Source organism: Pseudomonas sessilinigenes, from assembly GCF_003850565.1.
Lineage (GTDB): Bacteria > Pseudomonadota > Gammaproteobacteria > Pseudomonadales > Pseudomonadaceae > Aquipseudomonas > Aquipseudomonas sessilinigenes.
In genome coordinates this window covers 2224472-2245953 of record NZ_CP027706.1, presented here as the reverse complement: position 1 = coordinate 2245953, position 21482 = coordinate 2224472, and the positions used below count along the sequence as shown (strand labels likewise).

Below are 21482 nucleotides of genomic sequence, written 5' to 3'. Positions count from 1 at the left end.
AGGGGATCACCTCGCTTAAGTGAACAGCATTGCAGTGCAGGTCGGTTCCTGGGAGGTTTCTGCCTGCTCTGACTGGGCTCGCAGCGACTCGCGGGCGTAGGCAAAGAGAACCAACCCATCCATGAGATGCGGGTTGCTCTGGGTGCCAGCCTTGTTGCGATAGGTATCGCCACAGAACTCGAAACAACCGGTATCGACTGCCGCCTCATAGTCGGCAATGTGCTCACCCAGCGCCTCATCGAACAGGATGATATCGCGGTGGTCGATGGCACGGCTTTCTTCGCAAAGCCACGCGAGCAGCAGAGTGGCTCGTTCTGTATGGGTCATGGGCTTTCCTGGTCGAGGTGAGCGGAGCCAGACCTTGCCCCATAAGGAGGATCAAGTCCAATCGGGTAAGCGAGCGCTTGACTCCGACGAGAGCCGTTCATGATGATGCTTGAGTACTACCTGGCATACCGGAAGGCTGAGAAGAACCTGCCGGCCGCGCTCCCGAACTTCAGCAACAACATATGCACTGCCTACCTCAAGGTGAAGATCGGCGAGAAGCACAGGCGAGCCCTAGGTTATGACGAGTGGGATTGCATCGTCGGCATCCGTTACGATGAGCTCCGCCGATACAGCCGGATGATAAACGCCAACGAGTACGGCAATGCCCGGTGGGACAGCGTTTGCCCATCCTACGTCGCGGGTGTCATCAAGGATGGGGATAGCGGCCTTTTGGTCAGCGTACCCCTTCGACTTCGGCATGGATTCGGATTACGGCAACTGCGACCTGGGCTGGAAGAAGAACGAGGCCAAGCTGATGGACCATCCATATGCAGGAAGACCCGTCCAAGGTGATCTGGTGGTCTGACACCGAAGAACGGCTCGGTCAGGTGTTCCCGCAGGACCGGCCAAATTACCGGTCGCTCACCAGCGATCCAAGCAGACGGATTTAGATTTCGACTATCTAGTGGAAGATATCGACTGCTTCTGCGGTAATAAAATTTTTCATGCGCGGTTTTTTACCCCTCTTTTTGGTGCCCTTCACCCAAGCACTTACAAGATGAGCAATATCGCTCGTTCTTGGAGTTCTACCTGTGATCATCGGTCGCTTGATTCTGTTTCTTCTAGTTCTTTACGTGTACGTGCAGCTGCACGGTTAACAGTAATCCCGGCGGTCCTGCATGGGCCGCCTCTTCCCTTCTTTTTATCGGTCTGAATCGTAATTTTGGCTGATCCGGAATTGCTCGGAGTAAAGAAGACCACAGCGATCGACCTATTCGCCGGCATGGGCGGATGGAGCACCGGCGCGCGTGCTGCAGCCCTCCAGGTCCTCTGGGCAGCAAACCATTGGCCCGAGGCAGCAAAGTGGCACGCCGCGAATCACGCTGACACTGAGCATGTTTGCCAGGAGTTGCATCAAGCCAACTGTGTAGCAGTACCGCAAACCGATATCGGCGTGGCCGCTATGTCATTCCCGGCTGACACCTTTAGACCGAATAGCCATCGACTGACCACATACCGAGATCGATCATCGACAAGCAGCGTGGCTAGAGTAAAGACCGGTTTTTTCCTTACAACGATACTGTGATGCGTCGCATAAACGACTCGGCCAGGAAGAAGGCGCATGTGAGAGAGGTGAAACTCTGGCAGGAGGAAAATCTTCGCCCCGCCCACCCTGGGCTTGCACCCATCAGGGCGCACTACATGAAACACGCATTTGGCCCTCGCCTTCGGGCAGCAGGTGTTACGCAGGAAGGCCGTAAGACCCTGCTGGGGTACAAGAACGACAGCAGCAGCCACTCTCGGGAGCCGAGCGCGGGCATCTGATTGAGACTGCGAATATGGTATCAGCAACCAGCTCGCGGGGACCGGTGCTGACAATCTTGAGGAGAAAAACGGGATACCCCCCTCCGCAAAAGTCCCTGGGCATGAAAAACCCAACCTGTGAAGATTGGGCTAAGTCATTGAAAAATATGATCGGGACGGAGTGATTCGAACACTCGCCCCCTAGCACCCCATGCTGGGGTCTGTAGCAACCCAAACACTTGTTTTTAAAGGATAACAGGCCCATTTTGGCATTGAAAAAACACGTTTTTTGTCGTTATGCAAACGGAAACATACGACCTTCAGAGGAGGTTTTGCGCAGTGATATCAGTGTTGGATGCTCAGTCAATCACGCCGAACCAAACAACGCCTATGCTTGTTAAACATATCGGTCAAAGACAAGAAAGGGTAAAACCATGAAGCTCATCGCAAGTTTTCTCTTCGCCGTTTTAAGCGCGGGCATCGCTCATGCTGAAACGGTAGTGGTTCGCGCTCAAGATTATGTAAGTAATCAGAATGTCGAATCTGGAGGACCGTATGGCTACGGTGATTGCATTGTCACCCGACGGCCAGGGAATATACCCACCTCTGCCGAGTACAGATTCAATGTAAAAGACGGCGGACAATATCAATTGATGATTAGCTACGCAGCTTCGGATCCCCGACCTGTATCCATCACCGTGAATGGGCAAAATATTTCGAGCAATGCTGCAGCCGCCTCAACAGGAGGTTGGTTTGAAGGTAATCGTATTGACTCTAATGAGGGGATAATTTCATTAAAACCTGGAGAAAACCGAATCTTAATTTCACGCAGTTCAGACTTTCCTCATATTCATTCATTGACCGTTAAAGGCCCCTAGCACTTGGGCCGTAGAGCGATCACATTGGCTCATAAGTCTCCGTGTTGTCAGCTCGCTGAATTTAATGATTACCACCATATCAAGGTGATCACGAAACGCACACAAGCCTATGATCTAAAAGGAAAAATTTAAAATATAAGTCAATCAAAAAAATACGCAATACTTCCTATAAGAATCAACAACTTAGCGTTGGATATTCTCCCCTCCCAGGCGTTCTGCTACCGTAAATCATCCCCCAAAAGATACAGTTCATCGGCACAATCGTGCCATGCTCAAGTCCTTGTAACTGTGTATGCATACAGATTTTGGTTTGAAGCATTACCATGCACCCTGATGTTATAGATGCGGCCGACGATTGGCTGGCCATCACGGCCACCCTCGACGATTGCCTGAGTTTCAACTGCTACAGCACCGGAGACTGCGAGCTGAAACGATAGCTTGCTTGAACCGTTGAGCGATAAGACGAAATGAGGTCGTGGGTGTGCTGGAGTTGAAGAACTGAGGCATTGCTTTCTCCTGGGCAATAAAAAACCCGCACTTGGCGGGCTTTGGTGAAACATGCTCCAGCTATGAACTGTGAAGCTTCAGATATTCCATCGCATCCGCAAAACGCTTTGCACTATCAATGCTACGCATCCGTAAGATTCGAAGACTGCTGCCATCCTTGCCGCGCACAACAGCGGCAAATCGGCCTGACCTTACTTTGTGCTGGAATACATCAATTTTTCCTATTGAGCTGAAATAGAGTCTCTGCCCAAGCTCCTTGGTTCGCACAGTTGAGTCTCCAACAACCAGAGCTCCGTTACCTATTGGCACAGCAGTAGCAACGCTTGATCCCTTTGATAAGGTGCCATCTGATAGGGATATGAACTTTTCCGTAACGACAACAGACTGCGGCTTGCTGCTGCTAAAGTCTTCATAGAACGCTTGCTCAACAATATCTACGGCTTGCTCTCTAGTCATAACCGGTGACGGGTTAGGAACATACTCAACCTGCCTATGACCACATCCCGCCAGCAATAATGCAGCGAACCCCATAATCACTAGTCTTTTCATGATGGAACCGTCCATGTTTTTCTAGGTTTTCGTTAGATTAGCGTGCGATACCAAGTGCCGGCCCGGTTACCAACTCGAGAGCAGAGTTTCCAAAACGGCTGGCCTCGCCGAAGAGGTAGTCGCCAAATATACCTAGGCCACCACCTTGGACCATTGCAGCCAACCAGGTCTTTGGATCATCCACAGGCCTCGGCTCGCGCCCCTTGGCCACATCCTTGGAAGCCATGGATAGATAACCAAAAGCCGTCGTCCATAGCATCAATTGATGCATGGCCAGTCTTTCCCCATTGCCGCTACGAAGCGCCTGAAGAAGGTCACGACCACCCCGAATGCTGTTGCTTAGGGCCGCTGGGGTATAGCCGCATCCATACAGTTCACGCCCCATGGTCTTCTGCATATATATAGCCGGGAAGCTCTTAAATTGGGTGACGAAGCGCAGCAAGTCGCCGGGGATCCAACGCTGATGCACAGGATGAACGACTCCGACTGGAAGAAGGCTCGGGTCAGGGCTGCGGAGAAATGGCAGGAGAAATTCTTGCGACCAGTCCATGACGGATTTGTGAGGATCCGAACTCACGACTTGAAACACACATTTGGAGGATGGCTTAGGGCTGCAGGCGTAGCAGAGGTAGATCGAAAGACGTTGCTTGGCCACAAGAATGGCAGCATCACCAGTCACTACTCAGCGGAGGAACTGGATCAGCTCATTGCAGCAGCAAATAAGGTATCAGCAACCGACTCGCGCGCACCAGCACTGACGATTCTGAAAAGGAGGGAGGCATGAAAGAAAAGGCCAAGGTCACTCGAAAAGTCACTATGGCAGAAACAACAAAGCCGCTCGAAAGCGGCTAAGTCATTGAAAAATATGGTCGGGACGGAGTGATTCGAACACTCGACCCCTAGCACCCCATGCTAGTGCGCTACCGGACTGCGCTACGCCCCGACTAGGCGTGAAACCTATTTCACTTCTCAGGAAACGCTGAGGAATATACCGCAAGCGTTTGAAAAGTGGAAGTATTTAAAGCAGAGAATTACTTCTTGAGCACCACGAGTACGTCTTCCAGCTCAGAAATCATCTGACGGATCAGTTGCTTGTACTGAGTGGTGTCGTCTTTGGCCTCATCACCGGAAAGCCGCAAACGCGCCCCGCCGATGGTGAACCCCTGATCATAAAGCAACGCTCGGATCTGCCGGATCATCAGCACATCCTGGCGCTGATAATACCGGCGATTTCCGCGGCGTTTGACGGGGTTGAGTTGAGGAAACTCCTGCTCCCAATAACGCAGCACATGCGGTTTGACCGCACAGAGCTCGCTCACTTCACCAATGGTGAAGTAGCGTTTACCCGGGATGACCGGGAGCTCGTCGTTATGACTTGGTTCCAGCATAAGCCTCAACTCGGGCCTTCAACTTCTGCCCTGGACGAAAGGTGACCACACGGCGAGCCGTGATCGGGATTTCTTCACCCGTTTTCGGGTTACGGCCAGGACGCTGGCGTTTATCCCGAAGGTCGAAGTTACCGAAACCGGACAATTTGACCTGTTCGTTATCTTCGAGAGCATGCCTGATTTCTTCAAAGAATAGCTCGACCAACTCCTTGGCCTCGCGTTTATTCAGGCCCAGCTCTTCGTAGAGACGTTCGGCCATTTCAGCTTTCGTCAGAGCCCCCATACGTCACTTCCTTAACGTGGCGTTCAACCTTTGTTCGAGCGAGGTGAGGATGTTTTGCGTCGCTGAGTTCACCTCATCGTCGTTAAGAGTGCGCGATGGATGCTGCCAGGTCAAGCCAACGGCAAGGCTTTTTCTATGCGGATCAATGCCTTTACCCTGATACACGTCAAACAGCCTGAGGTCGGTCAACCACTCACCCGCGTTCTCGCGAATGACCTCCAGGACCGCACTGGCCGCGACATCACGATCGGCTAGCAGGGCCAGGTCACGACGTACTTCAGGGAAGCGCGACAGTTCGTGGAACTTCGGCAAACGACCTTGGGCTACTTCACTCAGGACCAGTTCGAACACGAAGACCGGACGATCCAGCCCGAGCTGCTTTGCCAGTTCCGGGTGAATGGCCCCCAGGAAACCGACTTCACGCCCATCGCGCTCGATACGAGCTGTCTGGCCAGGATGCAACGCAGGATGCTTGCCCGGCACGAAAGTGAACACATCCAAGGCACCGGCAAAGCCCAGCACCGCCTCGACATCCGCCTTGACGTCGAAGAAGTCCACGCCATCGCGGCCTTGTGCCCAACCTTCAGGCAACCGGGTACCACAAACAATACCTGCCAACATCTGCTGTTGTTTCAGCCCTTCCAGCTGACCCACGAACCGCAGGCCGCTTTCGAACATGCGGACACGATCCTGCTGACGGTTCAGGTTGTGCTGAAGCGCCTTGACCAGGCCTGGCCACAGGGACGAACGCATGGCCGCCATGTCGGCGGAAATCGGGTTCGCCAACAGCAACGGCTCGACACCCGGGCTGAACAGTTCGAACATCTTCGGGTCGATGAAGCTGTAGGTGATGGCTTCCTGATAACCACGAGCCACTAGCAGGCGCCGCAGTGCTGGCAAGTCGCCTTGCGCCTCGGCCTTGGCCTGTGGAGCCAGGCGGGCTTGCGGATAACGAACCGGCAAGCGGTTGTAACCGTACAGGCGTGCCAGTTCCTCGATCAGATCGACCTCGAGGCTGATATCGAAACGATGACTGGGCACGTCAACGCGCCACTGCCCTGCCCCATCGGCAGCTACCGTCAGGCCCAACGCGGTGAGCAGGCGCTCGACCTCGGAACCTTCGAGTTCCATGCCCAGCATTTGACTGATGCGCTCGGCCCGCAGGGTGACAGGCGCCACCAATGGCAGATGTTGTTCGCTGACGGTTTCGATGATCGGGCCGGCTTCACCGCCGGTGATTTCCAGCAGCAGGCCAGTAGCACGCTCCATCGCTTCACGGGCCAACTGCCAATCCACGCCACGCTCATAACGATGGGAAGCATCGGTATGCAGGCCATAGGAACGGGCTTTGCCAGCCACGGCGATCTGGTCGAAGAACGCGCTTTCCAGGAATACATCGCGAGTCTTGGTGGTGACGCCGCTGTGCTCACCACCCATCACACCAGCAATCGCCAGGGCGCGAGTATGGTCGGCGATCACCAGGGTGTCGCTGCGCAGGGCCACTTCCTGACCGTCGAGCAACACCAGCTTCTCGCCCTCTTCGGCCATGCGCACACGGATGCCACCGTTGATCTCGGCCAGGTCGAACGCATGCAGCGGCTGACCCAGCTCAAGCATCACGTAGTTGGTGATGTCCACTGCGGCATCGATGCTGCGAACTTCAGCACGGCGCAGGCGCTCGACCATCCACAGCGGGGTCGGCTTGGACAGGTCCACGTTACGGATCACCCGTCCCAGGTAACGCGGGCAGGCTGCCGGCGCCAACACATCAACCGGGCGCACTTCATCGTGCACTGCAGGAACTGCCTTGACTTCCGGACGCTGCACCTTGGCCGCATAAAGGGCACCAACTTCGCGTGCAATACCGGCCAACGACAGGCAGTCGCCACGGTTAGGGGTCAGGTCGACTTCGATACTGGCATCGTCCAAGCTCAGGTAGGCACGAATGTCCTCACCCACTGGCGCGTCAGCCGGCAACTCCATCAAGCCGTCGTTGCCTTCACCGATCTGCAGCTCCGCCTGGGAACACAGCATGCCGTTGGACTCGACGCCACGCAGCTTGGCTTTCTTGATCTTGAAGTCGCCGGGCAGCTGGGCACCGATCATCGCGAACGGAACCTTCAGGCCGGGGCGTACGTTCGGCGCACCGCAGACAACCTGGAAAGTCTCAGCTCCGTTGCTGACTTGGCAGACCCGCAGTTTGTCGGCATCAGGGTGCTGCTCGGTACTTAGTACCTCACCCACCACCACACCGCTGAAATCACCGGCGGCTGGCGTAACACTGTCCACCTCAAGGCCGGCCATGGACAGACGAGCGACCAGCTCGTCGCGAGTTACCTGCGGGCTAACCCAGCCACGCAGCCATTGTTCACTGAATTTCATCCTGCTCTCCTAATAGATTCGTTACGGACGCGCGACTAGCGAAATTGCGCAAGGAACCGCAAGTCGTTGTCGAAGAACAGGCGCAAGTCATTGACACCGTAACGCAGCATGGCCAGGCGCTCGGCGCCCATGCCGAAGGCAAAGCCCTGGAATTCTTCCGGATCGATCCCGGACATACGCAACACGTTCGGGTGAACCATGCCGCAACCCATCACTTCCAGCCATCCGGTCTGCTTGCAGACGCGGCAACCTTTACCACTGCACATCACGCATTCCATATCGACTTCAGCGGACGGCTCGGTGAATGGGAAGTAGGAAGGACGGAAACGTACGGCCAGTTCCTTCTCGAAGAACACCCGCAGGAACTCCTCGATGGTGCCCTTCAGGTCGGCGAAATTGATCCCGCGATCCACCAGCAGGCCTTCTACCTGATGGAACATCGGCGAGTGGGTGATATCGGAGTCGCTGCGATACACACGGCCTGGACAGACGATGCGGATCGGCGGCTGCTGCGATTCCATGGTGCGGACCTGTACCGGCGAGGTATGGGTGCGCAACAACATGTTCGCATTGAAATAGAAGGTGTCGTGCATCGACCGGGCCGGGTGGTGGCCTGGGATGTTGAGCGCCTCAAAGTTGTGATAGTCGTCTTCGACCTCAGGGCCCTCGGCAATGCCGTAGCCGATATGGGTGAAGAACTGCTCGATACGCTCCAGGGTCCGCGTGATCGGATGCAGACCACCAGAGGTCTGGCCACGGCCCGGCAGGGTCACGTCAATGCACTCGGCGGCGAGCTTGGCGCTGAGTTCCGCCTCCTCGAAAGCCGCTTTGCGAGCATTGAGAACCTCTGTTACACGCTCCTTGGCAACGTTGATCAGCGCACCGACTTGCGGGCGCTCTTCGGCTGGCAGGTTGCCCAGGGTCTTCATCACCTGAGTCAGTTCGCCCTTCTTGCCAAGGAAGTGAACCCGGATTTGTTCCAGGGCATTGATGTCTTCAGCGTGTTGCACGGCCTCAAGTGCTTGAGAAACCAGCGCATCCAGGTTTTCCATGTACAGACTCCAGATACAAAATAGGGGAAGAGCTTGAAGGCTCTTCCCCTATTTATGACGTTTAACACCAGAGCCCACGAAGGTGAGCCCGGGTGACTGTCGGGGGTACTTAAGCCAAGGTGGCTTTAGCTTTCTCGACAATCGCAGCAAACGCCGCTTTTTCGTTCACTGCCAGATCAGCCAGAACCTTACGGTCGATCTCGATGGATGCCTTTTTCAGGCCAGCGATCAGACGGCTGTAGGACAGACCGTTGGTACGAGCACCAGCGTTGATACGAGCGATCCACAGAGCGCGGAACTGACGCTTTTTCTGACGACGGTCACGGTAGGCGTATTGGCCTGCCTTGATTACCGCTTGCTTGGCAACACGGAACACGCGCGAGCGAGCACCGTAGTAGCCTTTAGCAAGTTTCAGAATTTTCTTGTGACGCTTACGGGCAATGACGCCACGCTTTACACGAGCCATGAGTTACTTCCTCTATTCTTGATCCAAAAATTAACGAAGGCGCAGCATGCGCTCGACTTTTGCCACGTCAGACGGATGCAGCAAGCTGCTACCGCGCAGTTGACGCTTACGCTTGGTCGACATTTTGGTCAGGATGTGGCTCTTGAAAGCGTGCTTGTGCTTGATACCGTTAGCAGTTTTCAGAAACCGCTTAGCAGCACCACTTTTGGTTTTCATCTTTGGCATGTTCGGATACTCCGCATTCAATTGATAAACATAATCAGAAGGCCTGCCGTGCCCTGTTGATTACTTCTTCTTTTTCGGGGCGATGACCATGATCAGCTGGCGTCCTTCCATCTTCGGATGCTGTTCGACCGAACCGTACTCTTGCAGGTCAGTTTCAACCCGCTTGAGGAGTTCCATCCCCAGCTCCTGGTGGGCCATCTCACGGCCGCGGAATCGCAAGGAAACCTTGGCCCTGTCCCCGTCACTCAGGAAACGTACCAGGTTGCGTAGTTTTACCTGGTAATCCCCTTCCTCCGTCCCTGGACGAAACTTGATTTCTTTAACCTGAATCTGCTTCTGGTTCTTCTTCGCGGCAGCAAGTTGTTTCTTCTTCTCGAAGATCGACTTGCCGTAGTCCATCACCCGGCAAACAGGTGGGACTGCGTCGGCGGAAATTTCCACCAGATCCAGTTTGGCTTCTTCAGCTATACGAAGCGCTTCATCAATCGAGACGATGCCAATCTGCTCGCCGTCAGCGCCAATTAACCGAACCTCGCGTGCCGAGATATTCTCGTTGATCGGGGCTTTCGGTGCAGCTCGTTTATCTTGTCTCATATCACGCTTAATAATAATTACTCCAAATCTTGGCGACCACGCCGGGAAATCGCTTGTGCGAGCAGCGCCGAGAATTGGGCGATAGGCATCGAGCCCAAATCTTCACCTTCACGGGTACGCACAGCGACAGTCTGCATCTCGACTTCCCGATCTCCAATAACCAAGAGATAGGGAACCTTGAGCAAAGTATGCTCGCGGATTTTAAAGCCGATCTTTTCATTTCTCAAGTCGGACTTGGCACGAAATCCGCTTTGGTTGAGTGTTTTTTCCACCTCAAGGGCAAAATCGGCCTGTTTGTCAGTGATATTCATGATCACTGCCTGGGTTGGCGCCAGCCAGGCCGGGAACACACCAGCATAATGCTCGATCAGCATGCCGATGAAACGCTCGAACGACCCCAGGATCGCGCGGTGCAGCATAACCGGGCGAACACGGCTGTTATCTTCGGCGATGTAGCTGGCATCCAGGCGTTCTGGAAGGTTCGGATCGTACTGCAAGGTACCGCACTGCCAGTTACGACCGAGGCAATCACGCAAGGTGAACTCGATCTTCGGACCGTAGAAGGCCCCCTCACCCGGCTGGTATTCCCATTCCAGTCCAGACTCGTTCAAGGCGTCGGCCAGGGCGCCCTCGGCACGATCCCACAACTCTTCGGAACCCACACGCTTGGCCGGACGGGTCGACAGCTTCATGGCGATGTCGCTGAAGCCGAAGTCCTTGTAAACGTCCAGGGTCAGCTTGATGAAGTCCGCGGCCTCCTTCTTCACCTGCTCTTCGGTGCAGAAGATGTGCGCATCATCCTGGACGAAACCACGTACGCGCATGATGCCGTGCAGAGCGCCAGACGGCTCGTTACGGTGGCAAGCACCAAACTCGGCCAGACGCAGCGGCAAGTCACGGTAGGATTTCAGACCTTGGTTGAACACCTGCACATGGCATGGGCAGTTCATCGGCTTGACCGCGTAGTCACGGCTTTCCGAAGACGTGGTGAACATGTTCTCGGCGTAGTTGGACCAGTGCCCGGAACGCTCCCAAAGGATACGATCGACGACTTGCGGGGTCTTGATCTCAAGATAGCCATTTTCGCGCTGTACATTACGCATGTACTGCTCGAGTACCTGGTAGATGGTCCAGCCGTTGGCGTGCCAGAACACCATGCCTGGCGCTTCTTCCTGCAAGTGGAACAGATCCAGCTGCTTGCCGATCTTGCGATGGTCGCGCTTTTCGGCTTCCTCGATGCGCTGGATGTAGGCGGCCAATTGCTTCTTGTCGGCCCAGGCAGTGCCATAGACGCGCTGCAACTGCTCATTCTTGGCATCGCCACGCCAGTAGGCACCGGACAACTTGGTCAGTTTGAATGCCTTGAGGAAGCGAGTGTTCGGCACGTGCGGACCACGGCACATGTCGACATATTCTTCGTGATAATACAGGCCCATGGCTGTTTCGTTGGGCATGTCTTCCACCAGGCGCAGCTTGTAATCTTCACCACGGTTCTGGAACACGTCGATGACTTCGGCGCGCGGGGTCATCTTCTTGATGACATCGTAGTCCTTGTCGATCAGCTGGTGCATGCGCTGCTCGATGGCGGCCAGGTCGTCCGGAGTGAAAGGACGCTCGTAGGCGATGTCGTAATAGAAGCCTTCATCGATAACCGGGCCGATCACCATCTTGGCGGTCGGATACAGCTGCTTCACTGCGTGGCCGATCAAGTGGGCGCACGAGTGACGGATGATCTCCAGTCCCTCTTCATCTTTTGGGGTGATGATCTGCAAGGTGGCATCGTGTTCGATCAGGTCACAAGCATCGACCAACTTGCCATCGACCTTGCCGGCCAGAGTGGCCTTGGCCAGACCTGCACCAATAGAAGCTGCGACTTCAGCTACGGTTACGGCCTTGTCGAACGAACGCTGACTGCCATCGGGAAGAGTAATAGTGGGCATGGCGCCTCCTCTCCTAGTGGTGACCCCTACCAAAGGTCACGTGGGTTGGGATGAGCCAGTACAAGATCCGCCCTGCCTTTCCCACGGGAAAGCCTGCCTCACAGTGGCAGAGACCTTTCGGCCTGCCAGGGACGAACCAGAGTGACTGGAATTCAAATCAAAGATAAGGGTGTCGACCGCAAAGGAAAGTGAAGCCTTCAAAGCCTGAAAACACCCAAGCCAGGCATGCTAGCACAGATAAATCCCAATCATCGCGCGACAAAGTTCGCAAAATGCGGTTTCCAGTCTTTTATTGAAGAAAGTGAACTTGAGATGTACGCACCCCCTCGAATACGTTGAGAATCGTCGCCCTCGTTATCGACTTCAGGAGAAACCGACTCATGCGCCTCATTAAACTGCTCGCCCTCGCTGCCCCGCTTGCCCTGCTGCTGCCATTGAGCGCCCAGGCCGCATGGCCAGCCGGCGCACGTGCCGACTACATGAAGGATTGCACCGCGGCAGCCAGCCAAAGCATCGACGCGAAAAGCGCCGAGCAGCATTGCGCCTGTGGCGCCGACAAGCTGAACGAGAAGTTCACGACCGAGGAAATCAAGGAGCTGATGAGCAAGACCAAGCAACCCAGCGCCGAGCTGCGAACTCGTGCCCTGGACGCCATCTCCGCATGCCGAGTGGCGAAATAACCACTCACAACCAGAGGCACAAACCGCCTGGCTAGCTCCACCAACGGCCCGAGACGTGTTTTTTCCACTGTAATTGCAGCTTTTACGGTTTTTTTATCACCGCTTGTTTTTTGCTGAAGCCCCCTTAAACCGGGGCCTGCAGCTGATCCAAGCGGAAAAAGGCAGGAATACGCCGGGCAAACGCTCCCTACAGGGGGCTCCCAAGCCGAACATTTCGACTATGATAGGTCGGTGTGCCCAGTTGGCCTGAGCAGCACAGTACTACTGAAAATATATGTTTCTTGGAGATACACCATGTCTAATCGCCAAACCGGCACCGTAAAATGGTTCAACGATGAAAAAGGCTTCGGCTTCATCACTCCTCAAGGTGGCGGTGACGACCTGTTCGTACACTTCAAAGCTATTGAAAGCGACGGTTTCAAGAGCCTGAAAGAAGGCCAAACCGTTTCCTTCGTGGCTGAGAAAGGCCAAAAGGGTATGCAAGCTGCACAAGTTCGCCCTGAGTAATTTCTCAGCGAGCTAAAAAAACCCCGTCCATGTGACGGGGTTTTTTATGAGAGCGAAAAACCTCAATGCTCAACCACAGTTGACCCGGGTCACCACCAGGTTGGCGTCGGTATTGACATTCAAGCGGTCAGAACGATATTCCAAGGTGATCATATCGTTGGGCTGGAGAAACCTTGCGTACTGCGCACCTGCACGAGTACGAGCCTGCTCCAGCAACTCTGCAGAGGCCTTCTTGCCGACAGCGAACTGGGCAGCGGATGCTTCACAGCGAGTGTGCCCAGATTCAACAGGGGCCACAGATTCCTTTGTCGACCCAGCAGTGCTGCACCCAGCAAGGGTTGCTGCAGCCAACAAGGTTGCGAATGAAGCGAGCTTCCAAGGCATGAAGCCTCCTTTCTAAAGAATAAACAGAGAACGTGCGACAGCCGTTTTCATTTTTGGTTTCAAAGCGAAATAGCATTTTGCCCTATTGGGCAAGGCGAGCAAGTCTGCCTCAGCCACCCGGGTATTTTCACCGGACAATCGTCACTGGATATGAATGACGCTCAATAGATATCGATGTAGTCGAATGCTGGCTTCGGCCAGTTCTGCTTGAGCGCATTGAAGACCTGTGTCACCCAGGCCTGGTCGCTAGCGGCGACCTCACCCACATAACCGGAACCGGCAGCCCAGGTTTCCAGGCGAAACAATACGCCCTCGATCTGCGCGCCACCCACGATCCCAGAGGAGATGTAGGCGATACCGGCCTTGCTTACACGCAATTGGGTATGCACGCTATCGCTGGCCGAAGCCAGTAGTTGGCGCACAGCATCCAGGGTCAGGGCATCAGGTTTGTTCAAGTCGATTTGCACACCAGATTCCTTGAGCGCAGGAAAAAACCCAGTGTCGCATATGCCTAAGTAGGAGTGTCAAAGCCTGAGTGACATGCTTAACTCGTCCACTGCCTCCCCACTCACCCCTATTCGCGAGACCCTCATGGCTACAGTGAGCATTGACGTCGACATCAAGGCCAAATGGCCACAGGGCCAGTGCTCCTACAGCCCGGGCAGCGTGGAAGAGCTGGCCATCATCGGCATGGACCTGCTGGTCAAGGAGCTTGGCCCGCAAGCTGCCCGAGACTTCATTGAACAGGTCTTTGAGAAATACCCAGAAGACCATCAGGTTTTTCAGCCCGCCGATCAGGAATAAAACTCCCCACAGGTAAGTACCTGCAGGGAGAGAACGCTTACTTGAGGCGAGCCAGGCGCTCGGTGAGCAGATCGAAAAAGCCCTGGGCATTGCCATTCTCGACCCAGAACACGTTCTTCTCGCGCTTCAAGCCGTCATACCAGTCGACGATGGTCTGGCCGAAGGTAGGCCCCTCACGGCTATCAACGACCATATTGGCCTGGCGCCCCGTGAACAGCTCCGGCTTGAGCAGGTAGGCGATCACGGTTGCATCGTGCACCGGGCCACCCGGAATACCGTAATGCTCCATATCGCCTTTGACGTACTCGTTGAGGATATCGCCCACCACCTTGCTGGCATTGTTGTTCAACGCCGCGATTTTCTGCAGGCGCGCATCGCTGGTCAGGATCTTGTGGGTAACATCCAGCGGCAGGTAAGTCAGCTTGACCCCACTCTTGAGAACCACTTCAGCAGCCTGGGGATCGGCGTACAGATTGAACTCCGCCACCGGCGTGATGTTACCGCCATTGAAATGGGCACCGCCCATGACCACCACTTCCTTGATGCCCTGGGTAATATCCGGCGCCTGGATGAGCGCCAGTGCCAGGTTGGTCTGCGGACCGAGCATGGCGATGGTGATGCTATGGGGCTTGGCTGCCCGCAGGGTGTCGATCAAATAGTTGACCGCACTGCCCTTGGCCAGGGGCGCCTTGGGTTCGTGCACAGTCACTCCGGAGATCCCCTCCTTGCCATGGATGTTCTCGGCGTAGATCGGCGTGCGCAACAGCGGCGCCGGGGCACCGGCATAGACCGGCACGTCTTCGCGCCCCGCCCATTCACGAGCCAGCCGGGCATTACGCGAGGTTTTATCCAGGCGCACATTCCCCGCCACGGTGGTCAGGGCCCGAATATGTAGTTCTTCTGGCGACGCCAGGGCGAACAACAAGGCCACCACATCATCGGCCCCCGGATCGGTGTCGATGATCAGATCGATTTTTTCCGCCGCCTGAGCGCCGGTAGCAGTGAGCAGAGACAAGAGCAATAGACTCCGGAACCAATGTTGAAACAGCTGAGCATAGCGGCGCATAGCGCACTCCTTGTGCAAGGTGGGAAAACGGGCGAACGATCTAGAACGTCACCCCGGCAATCAGGGCGATATTGCAGTACGGCTGGCACTCCCCCGTACGGATCACGGCACGAGCCTTGCGGCTGAGCACCTTGAACTCCTCGTGACTGAGCAACTGTCGCTGCCCCAGCTCGCCGTTGGCGGCCATGGCCTCGAGAACGGGCAAGGGCGTTGGTTGCTTGAGCAGGATTTCCTCGGCCAGGACATGGCGCTCCACCTGCATTTCGCTGAGCAGCACCTTGAGGGTGCCGAGAAAATCGGGAACGCCATGGGTCAGGGCCAGATCAATCAATTCGACACCTGGCGGTACCGGCAGGCCGGCATCGCCGATCACCACGACATCGCCGTGCCCCAAGGAGGCCACCAGGCGTGACAGGGCAATATTGAGCAAGGGGGTTTTCTTCATGAGGGAATAAACGCCTGAACGTCGGACAGCATGGGAATGGAAGGTTGTGCACCGGCTCGCGTCACCGACAGGGCCGCCGCGATCTGCCCGAAGCGAATGGCGTCGGCCTCGCTTTTGCCCGCGGCCAGGGCCGCCGCGAAACCACCGACAAAGGTATCCCCCGCCGCCGTGGTATCGACCGCCGTGACCTTGGGCGCAGGAAAGTGCTCGAAGCGGCAACCATCGGCAAACAGCGACCCCTGCGCGCCCAGGGTAATGATGACCTTGCCCGCACCAGCAGCGACCAAGCGGCTCGCGGCCTGTTCGGCGCTTTCCAGGGAATCAACCTCAAGGCCTGTGAGGGCGGTCGCTTCGCTCTCGTTGGGAATCAGGTAATCGATCGAGCCATACCACGACTCCGGCAGAGGCCCCGTGGCAGGCGCCGGATTGAGAATCACCGTCTTGCCCAGCTCACGTCCGCGCTTAAGGGTGTACCCCACGGTCTCCTGTGGCACCTCGAGCTGGCAGATGATCACCTCGGCCTGCTGCAGGACCGGATCAAAACCGACGACCTTTTCAGGGCTGAGCTCACCGTTGCCTCCAGCAACGATGACAATCGCGTTCTGGCTACTGTCATCGACCACGATCAAGGCCACGCCGCTCGACCCTGGCACCCTGTCCACGGCCTGGCAATCGATACCCTCGCCAAGCAGGGACCCGCGCAACTGCTCGCCGTAGGCATCCTCCCCAACGCAACCGACCATCGACACCTGGGCCCCAAGCCTGGCGGCAGCCACCGCCTGGTTGGCCCCCTTGCCGCCGGGTACCGTGGCGAAGGACTTGCCCGTCAGCGTCTCGCCCCCACGGGGCAAGCGCTCGGCCCGAGTCACCAGGTCCATGTTCAGGCTACCCACTACCACTACTTTTGCTGGCATACGTCGCTACTCAATCAATAAGGTTCAGCGGTACTGCATAAATGCGCCACCCAGTGGCGCAGTCGATTCCCGCAAGACAATGCTCGGCGTGACGATTCGTTGGCCCACTGGCAAGCCTGGCGTAGCGATACGCTGCAGCAGCAATTCAGCAGCGCTCTCCCCCAACTGCAGGATCGACTGGCCAACCGTGGTCAGCGCCGGATAGACATAACGGCTCATGAGAATGTCGTCGAAACCGATCACCGACAGCTCGCTGGGTACGCGAATGTTGCGTTCCGCCGCGGCCCGCAGCACACCGATGCCCATCATGTCGTTGGCGGCAAAGATCGCACTCGGCGGGTTGCCGTCCAGCAACCGGGCTGCCGCCAGGTAGCCACCGGTGCTACTGAAATCGCTCTCCAGGATACGTGCCGCCGGCACCTCGCCCCCCGCTTCCTGCAACGCCTGGTGAAAACCGGCGAGGCGCATTTGCGTCACGCTGGTATTGGCCGGACCAGCCACGCAGGCGATATCCCTGTGCCCCAGTTCCAGCAGGTGCCGGGTAGCCAGGTAGGCGCCATGGCGGTGATCAATGCGCACCAAGTCCGCATCCACCCCCTCAAGCCCACGATCGACCAGCACCATAGGCGTACGCACTCCGACCAGCCCCTGGGCCAGGCCGCTGTCGCCGCCGACGCTAGTCACGATCAGGCCATCGATACGCTTTTCCAGCAGGACCCGCAGGTAGTTGCGTTGCTTGTCCGGGTCGTCATCGGAGTTGCACAGGATCACGCAATAACCATTGCGCTCGCAGTAATCCTCGATACCTCGCGCCAACTCGGCGAAGTAAGGGTTGAGGCTATTGGGCACCAGCAAACCGATGGTGGCGGTAGTCTTGGCCTTGAGTGAGCGAGCCACGGCGCTGGGCACATAATCCAGGTGCTTGATCGCCGCCTCGACCTTGAGCCGAACCTCCTCGCTGACTGGCCGTGTCTTGTTCAGCACGTGGGACACGGTGGTGTAGGAAATCCCCGCCAGCGCCGCCACATCCTTGATTGTTGCCATGAATCAAACCCGCCGGTTGGCGCGCTGGCTGCGATAGGTATCGAGCACCACGGCAATCACGATGACTGCCCCGGTGATGATGCGCTTGGTCGGTTCGCTTGCTCCGATTTGCGCAAGGCCTGCAGCCAGTACGGAAATAATCAGGACGCCGAAGAAGGTACTGATCACCGAACCGCGTCCTCCCATGAGGCTAGTGCCACCAATCACCACGGCTGCGATGACTTGCAACTCCAGGCCAGAGCCCGCATTCGGATCAGCCGCTTCCAGGCGAGAAATCTGAAACAGTGCCGCAATGCCTGCCAACAGCCCCATCAGGCTGAAAACCAGGATCTTGTAGGGCTTGGGATTGATCCCCGCCAGGCGCACCGCTTCTTCGTTGGTACCGATGCCGATCAGATAGCGACCGAATACGGTGCGAGTCAGCACCGCCTGGGCCAGGAAAATAATCAGCAGGGCAATGATAAACGACGGCGAAATGCCAAAGGCAATCGGATTCGACAACCAGGCGAAGGCATCACCGATGTAGGCCGTACGCGACCCGGTCATCTGGTAGGCCACGCCCCGGGCCATTTCCAGCACGCCCAGGGACACGATGAATGACGGAATGCGCCAGGCCACGGTAATCGAACCGGTGATGGTTCCGGCCAGGGCCGCGCAGGCCATGCCCAGCAAGGCTGCCGGCACCACGCTCCAGCCCCAGCCAAGGATCGCCACGCTGACGGTGGACGCCGCCAGGGCCAGCACCGAACCCACGGAGAGATCGATACCGCCAATGATCAAGACAAAAGTCATGCCCACCGCCAGCACCATCAGGTCCGGGATCTGGTTGGCCAGCGTGCTGAAGGTGTCGTAGGACAGGAAGTGGTTACTGAGCAGGGAGAACAGAACGATCATCCCCAACAACGCCCCCGCCAGCCCCAGGTAGGTGCCGAGGCCGTAGTACTGGCCGCCTCGCTTGCCGCTTGCAGGTGCTGTTTTCATGGTGCAGTCCTAGGCGCCGCTTCATTGAGCAACGCATCTCGTTTTTGATAGCCGGCAAACGCGGCAGCAAGCAATTCGTCCTGGGTCCAACTGTCGCGCTCGAAGGTATCGATCAACCGTCCAGCAGACAGCACGCCGATGCGATCACAGATCAGCATCAATTCCCGCAGGTCACTGGAGACCACCACCAAGGCCTTGCCCTGGCGCGTCAACTCACCCAATAGGCCATAGATGTCGAACTTGGCGCCAACGTCGATACCACGGGTCGGCTCATCGAACAGCAGCACCGAGCAGTCGCGCTCCAACCACCGACCGATCACCACCTTCTGCTGGTTGCCACCGGACAGCTCGGACACCCGTTGCGCCGGACTGGAACTGCGGATGCGCATGGCATCGATCTGTCGCCGGGCCAACTGTTCCTCATCCTGGGAGTTGACCAGGCCACTACTTGAAATGGCCGGCATATTGCCCAGGGCGATATTGGCACTGATGGTCTGGGTCAAGAGCAGACCCTCGCCCTTGCGATCCTCGGTAATCAGGGCAATGCCATTGGCTACCGCATCCACCGGGGAACGGATGCTTACCGTCCGAGCTGGAGAGCCCAGGGCAATGCTGCCACTGTCAGCAACGTCAGCACCGAAGATCAGCCGCAACAGCTCGGTGCGCCCTGCCCCGATCAGGCCGGAAATCCCGAAGATCTCGCCGCTGCGCACTTCGAAGGAGACATCACGAACCTTGTCCGAGCGACTCAGGTTGCTGATGGTCAACGCGGGTGCGCCAATCTTGCGCGCGCCCAGGTCGATATGCTCGCCCAGTTCGCGCCCCACCATCAGGTTCACCAGTTGTTCACTGTTGTAATTGGCCATGGGCTCGACGCAGACCAGGCAGCCATCACGCAGCACCGCAATGCGCTGAGCAACCCTGGCCAGCTCTTCCAGGCGATGGGAGATATAGATGATGGAGACACCACGGGCCTGGAGCCGGGTGATCTGCTCGAAGAGCATCTCCACCTCACGGGACGTGAGCATGGCGGTAGGCTCGTCCAGGATCAGCACATGGCAGTCGCCGATCAGGTTGCGAGCGATCTCTACCATCTGTTGATGACCGATTCCCAGCTCGCCTACCAGGGTATCGGGATCGATGGCATCCAGGCCGACCTGGGCCATGGCCTCGATCGCCGCCTTGCGCAGTTGCTTGCGACTGATCCAGCCACCCTGGTTGGGCAGGTTGTCGAGGAACAGGTTCTCGGCCACCGACAGCGTGGGCAGCAGATTGAGCTCCTGCATGACCATGCGGATACCCAGCTCCTCGGCCTGGGTACGACTGCCCGGTCGATAGTCCTGGCCATTGAAGCGCATGTGGCCGGTAGTGGGGCTGACCAGGCCGCCGATGATCTTCGACAAGGTACTCTTGCCGGCGCCATTTTCGCCGGTCAACGCCAGCACCTCGCCGCGCTGTAGCGTCAGGTCGATGCCGGCCAATACCGGTTGCGCATAGGTCTTGCCGATACCGCTGACCGAAAGGACAGCGTTCGCAGCTGAAACAGACATAAGAAACTCCCCATGCGCCCACCCTCTCGGGCAGGCGCCGTTGTGCCGCCGGAAAAACTACTTGGTGACCAGCTCAACCGGAGTTTCGATCACGCCATTGGTGCCGGTATCGACCTTCTCGCCCTTGAGAAGCTTCAACGCGACCTCGATGCCGAACACTGCCTGCTTGGCAGCGAACTGGTCGGCCGTGGCCAGGACCCGGCCATCCTTGAGCATCGGCTTGATGGCATTGATGTTGTCGTAGCCGACCACCTGCACCTTGCCAGCCTTGCCCGCAGCGCGTACCGCGGACACGGCGCCCACTGCCATGCTGTCGTTACCGGCCAGCAGTGCCTTGAGATTCGGGTATTCGCTAAGCATGGCCGAGGCTACACGGTTGCCGGCGTCGATTTCCCAATCACCGGACTGCAGGGAAACCACCTTGACCTGCGCGGCCTCCATGGCGTCCTTGAAACCTGCGGTGCGCTGCTGGGCATTGGTGGTAGTGGATACCCCTTCGATGATCCCCACTTCGTCACCGGCCTTGAGCTGCTTGGCCAGGTACTCGCCCACCAGGCGCGCGCCCTTGCGGTTGTCGGGCCCGACGAAAGGCACGCTGATGTTCTTGCTCTTGAGCACGCCAGGGTCGAGCTGGTTATCGATATTGATCACCGTGATCCCAGCATCCACGGCCTTCTTGATCACCGGCACCATGGCCTTGGAGTCCGCTGGGGCGATCACCAGGGCATTGACCTTGGAGACGATCATCTGCTCGACGATGCGGATCTGGTTGGCAGTATCGGTTTCATCCTTGATGCCATTGGACACCAGGTCGAAATCCGCCGAGTGCTCTTTCTGATAGGCCTTGGCGCCGTCTTCCATGGTCAGGAAGAACTCGTTGGCCAGGGACTTCATGACCAGGGCGACCTTGGGTTTCTGTGGGGTGTCGGCATAGGCCGAAGAGAGGGGCAGCGCTGCACAGGTAGCAGCCAGGACCGCAGCAGCGAGTAGACGTCCAGCAAAGGGCAGCTTCATGGGTTCACTCCGATCTTATGATTATTGTGGGCAACGCC

The 21482-nt window shown here is 57.0% G+C and carries 25 protein-coding genes, 1 tRNA gene and 3 pseudogenes; 8 read left to right on the top strand and 21 right to left on the bottom strand.

Going from position 1 to position 21482, the window contains the following annotated elements; translation table 11 throughout:
- Nucleotides 1-15 precede the first annotated feature (15 nt).
- A complete protein-coding gene (locus C4K39_RS10685) occupies nucleotides 16-327 on the bottom strand; it encodes a hypothetical protein (RefSeq protein WP_124346310.1) in 312 nt (103 codons plus the stop codon).
- 99 nt (nucleotides 328-426) lie between these two features.
- Here C4K39_RS10685 and C4K39_RS10680 point away from each other — a divergent pair, with 99 nt between their 5' ends.
- From C4K39_RS10680 to C4K39_RS10665, 4 genes and pseudogenes are all read left to right on the top strand, one after another.
- Nucleotides 427-840, top strand: coding sequence for a hypothetical protein (locus tag C4K39_RS10680; RefSeq protein WP_225926568.1), 414 nt, complete (start codon nucleotides 427-429; stop codon nucleotides 838-840).
- A 370-nt stretch (nucleotides 841-1210) separates the two neighbouring features.
- A pseudogene (locus C4K39_RS32190) lies at nucleotides 1211-1450 on the top strand (DNA cytosine methyltransferase); the annotation flags it as partial.
- Between the two features lie 50 nt (nucleotides 1451-1500).
- Nucleotides 1501-1886, top strand: a pseudogene (locus C4K39_RS31775) (tyrosine-type recombinase/integrase); the annotation flags it as partial.
- A gap of 339 nt (nucleotides 1887-2225) precedes the next feature.
- Nucleotides 2226-2669: a carbohydrate-binding protein gene (locus tag C4K39_RS10665; RefSeq protein ID WP_124346309.1), complete on the top strand. Its 444-nt coding sequence runs from the start codon at nucleotides 2226-2228 to the stop codon at nucleotides 2667-2669.
- A 567-nt stretch (nucleotides 2670-3236) separates the two neighbouring features.
- On the opposite strand, the gene C4K39_RS10660 is transcribed toward C4K39_RS10665, so the two are convergent.
- Entirely contained in the window at nucleotides 3237-3725 is a 489-nt protein-coding gene (locus tag C4K39_RS10660) for a hypothetical protein (protein WP_124346308.1), read from the bottom strand.
- A gap of 37 nt (nucleotides 3726-3762) precedes the next feature.
- Nucleotides 3763-4167, bottom strand: coding sequence for a hypothetical protein (locus C4K39_RS10655; RefSeq protein WP_225926612.1), 405 nt, complete (start codon nucleotides 4165-4167; stop codon nucleotides 3763-3765).
- Between the two features lie 6 nt (nucleotides 4168-4173).
- On the opposite strand from C4K39_RS10655, the pseudogene C4K39_RS31770 reads away from it, so the two are divergent.
- A pseudogene (locus tag C4K39_RS31770) lies at nucleotides 4174-4509 on the top strand (tyrosine-type recombinase/integrase); the annotation flags it as partial.
- An 82-nt stretch (nucleotides 4510-4591) separates the two neighbouring features.
- On the opposite strand, the gene C4K39_RS10645 reads toward C4K39_RS31770, so the two are convergent.
- From C4K39_RS10645 to thrS, 9 genes are all read right to left on the bottom strand, one after another.
- Nucleotides 4592-4668, bottom strand: a tRNA-Pro gene (locus tag C4K39_RS10645).
- An 88-nt stretch (nucleotides 4669-4756) separates the two neighbouring features.
- Complete coding sequence (locus C4K39_RS10640) at nucleotides 4757-5113, bottom strand: MerR family transcriptional regulator (protein WP_007920509.1); 357 nt, start codon at nucleotides 5111-5113, stop codon at nucleotides 4757-4759.
- Nucleotides 5094-5396 carry an integration host factor subunit alpha gene (gene ihfA, locus C4K39_RS10635; RefSeq protein ID WP_002553164.1) on the bottom strand — a complete coding sequence of 101 codons (303 nt, stop codon included), beginning with the start codon at nucleotides 5394-5396 and terminating at the stop codon, nucleotides 5094-5096. The genes C4K39_RS10640 and ihfA overlap by 20 nt, the downstream gene beginning before the upstream one ends.
- A 3-nt stretch (nucleotides 5397-5399) precedes the next feature.
- The gene (gene pheT / locus C4K39_RS10630; protein WP_124346307.1) at nucleotides 5400-7778 is read right to left on the bottom strand and encodes a phenylalanine--tRNA ligase subunit beta; all 2379 of its coding nucleotides are present in this window, start codon (nucleotides 7776-7778) and stop codon (nucleotides 5400-5402) included.
- 35 nt (nucleotides 7779-7813) lie between these two features.
- Complete coding sequence (pheS, locus tag C4K39_RS10625; protein ID WP_068585791.1) at nucleotides 7814-8830, bottom strand: phenylalanine--tRNA ligase subunit alpha; 1017 nt, start codon at nucleotides 8828-8830, stop codon at nucleotides 7814-7816.
- A 109-nt stretch (nucleotides 8831-8939) separates the two neighbouring features.
- Nucleotides 8940-9296: a 50S ribosomal protein L20 gene (gene rplT / locus C4K39_RS10620; protein ID WP_016963673.1), complete on the bottom strand. Its 357-nt coding sequence runs from the start codon at nucleotides 9294-9296 to the stop codon at nucleotides 8940-8942.
- 30 nt (nucleotides 9297-9326) lie between these two features.
- A complete protein-coding gene (gene rpmI / locus C4K39_RS10615; protein ID WP_002553160.1) occupies nucleotides 9327-9521 on the bottom strand; it encodes a 50S ribosomal protein L35 in 195 nt (64 codons plus the stop codon).
- 60 nt (nucleotides 9522-9581) lie between these two features.
- Nucleotides 9582-10133: a translation initiation factor IF-3 gene (gene infC, locus C4K39_RS10610; RefSeq protein WP_176719736.1), complete on the bottom strand. Its 552-nt coding sequence runs from the start codon at nucleotides 10131-10133 to the stop codon at nucleotides 9582-9584.
- A complete protein-coding gene (gene thrS / locus C4K39_RS10605) occupies nucleotides 10133-12055 on the bottom strand; it encodes a threonine--tRNA ligase (protein ID WP_124346306.1) in 1923 nt (640 codons plus the stop codon). Before thrS ends, infC begins: the two co-directional genes overlap by 1 nt.
- 380 nt (nucleotides 12056-12435) lie before the next feature.
- On the opposite strand from thrS, the gene C4K39_RS10600 reads away from it, so the two are divergent.
- Both C4K39_RS10600 and C4K39_RS10595 read left to right on the top strand, forming a co-directional pair.
- Nucleotides 12436-12735 carry a hypothetical protein gene (locus C4K39_RS10600; protein WP_068585784.1) on the top strand — a complete coding sequence of 100 codons (300 nt, stop codon included), beginning with the start codon at nucleotides 12436-12438 and terminating at the stop codon, nucleotides 12733-12735.
- Nucleotides 12736-13029: 294 nt separating this feature from the next.
- Nucleotides 13030-13242, top strand: a complete 213-nt coding sequence (locus C4K39_RS10595; protein WP_003179963.1) for a cold-shock protein — start codon at nucleotides 13030-13032, stop codon at nucleotides 13240-13242.
- Between the two features lie 69 nt (nucleotides 13243-13311).
- Here C4K39_RS10595 and C4K39_RS10590 read toward each other — a convergent pair whose 3' ends face one another.
- Entirely contained in the window at nucleotides 13312-13626 is a 315-nt protein-coding gene (locus tag C4K39_RS10590) for an I78 family peptidase inhibitor (RefSeq protein WP_068585781.1), read from the bottom strand.
- 161 nt (nucleotides 13627-13787) lie between these two features.
- A complete protein-coding gene (locus tag C4K39_RS10585) occupies nucleotides 13788-14093 on the bottom strand; it encodes a hypothetical protein (RefSeq protein ID WP_068585778.1) in 306 nt (101 codons plus the stop codon).
- 124 nt (nucleotides 14094-14217) lie between these two features.
- Between C4K39_RS10585 and C4K39_RS10580 the strand changes: the two genes are divergently transcribed.
- Nucleotides 14218-14430 carry a hypothetical protein gene (locus C4K39_RS10580; RefSeq protein WP_124346305.1) on the top strand — a complete coding sequence of 71 codons (213 nt, stop codon included), beginning with the start codon at nucleotides 14218-14220 and terminating at the stop codon, nucleotides 14428-14430.
- Nucleotides 14431-14467: 37 nt separating this feature from the next.
- On the opposite strand, the gene C4K39_RS10575 is transcribed toward C4K39_RS10580, so the two are convergent.
- From C4K39_RS10575 to C4K39_RS10545, 7 genes are read right to left on the bottom strand one after another with little or no spacing between them, the layout of a single operon-like run.
- Nucleotides 14468-15496, bottom strand: coding sequence for a nucleoside hydrolase (locus C4K39_RS10575; RefSeq protein ID WP_068585772.1), 1029 nt, complete (start codon nucleotides 15494-15496; stop codon nucleotides 14468-14470).
- A gap of 40 nt (nucleotides 15497-15536) precedes the next feature.
- Entirely contained in the window at nucleotides 15537-15941 is a 405-nt protein-coding gene (rbsD, locus tag C4K39_RS10570) for a D-ribose pyranase (RefSeq protein WP_068585771.1), read from the bottom strand.
- Nucleotides 15938-16855 (bottom strand): ribokinase, encoded by a 918-nt coding sequence (gene rbsK / locus C4K39_RS10565; protein WP_124346304.1) that lies wholly within the window; start codon nucleotides 16853-16855, stop codon nucleotides 15938-15940. The genes rbsD and rbsK overlap by 4 nt, the downstream gene beginning before the upstream one ends.
- Nucleotides 16856-16879: 24 nt before the next feature.
- Nucleotides 16880-17899, bottom strand: a complete 1020-nt coding sequence (locus C4K39_RS10560; protein WP_124346303.1) for a LacI family DNA-binding transcriptional regulator — start codon at nucleotides 17897-17899, stop codon at nucleotides 16880-16882.
- A gap of 3 nt (nucleotides 17900-17902) precedes the next feature.
- Nucleotides 17903-18880 (bottom strand): ABC transporter permease, encoded by a 978-nt coding sequence (locus tag C4K39_RS10555; protein WP_068585763.1) that lies wholly within the window; start codon nucleotides 18878-18880, stop codon nucleotides 17903-17905.
- On the bottom strand, nucleotides 18877-20430 hold the full coding sequence (locus C4K39_RS10550; protein WP_068585760.1) for a sugar ABC transporter ATP-binding protein: 1554 nt from the start codon (nucleotides 20428-20430) through the stop codon (nucleotides 18877-18879). The genes C4K39_RS10555 and C4K39_RS10550 overlap by 4 nt, the downstream gene beginning before the upstream one ends.
- 57 nt (nucleotides 20431-20487) lie before the next feature.
- The gene (locus C4K39_RS10545; RefSeq protein ID WP_068585757.1) at nucleotides 20488-21444 is read right to left on the bottom strand and encodes a sugar ABC transporter substrate-binding protein; all 957 of its coding nucleotides are present in this window, start codon (nucleotides 21442-21444) and stop codon (nucleotides 20488-20490) included.
- Nucleotides 21445-21482 lie beyond the last annotated feature (38 nt).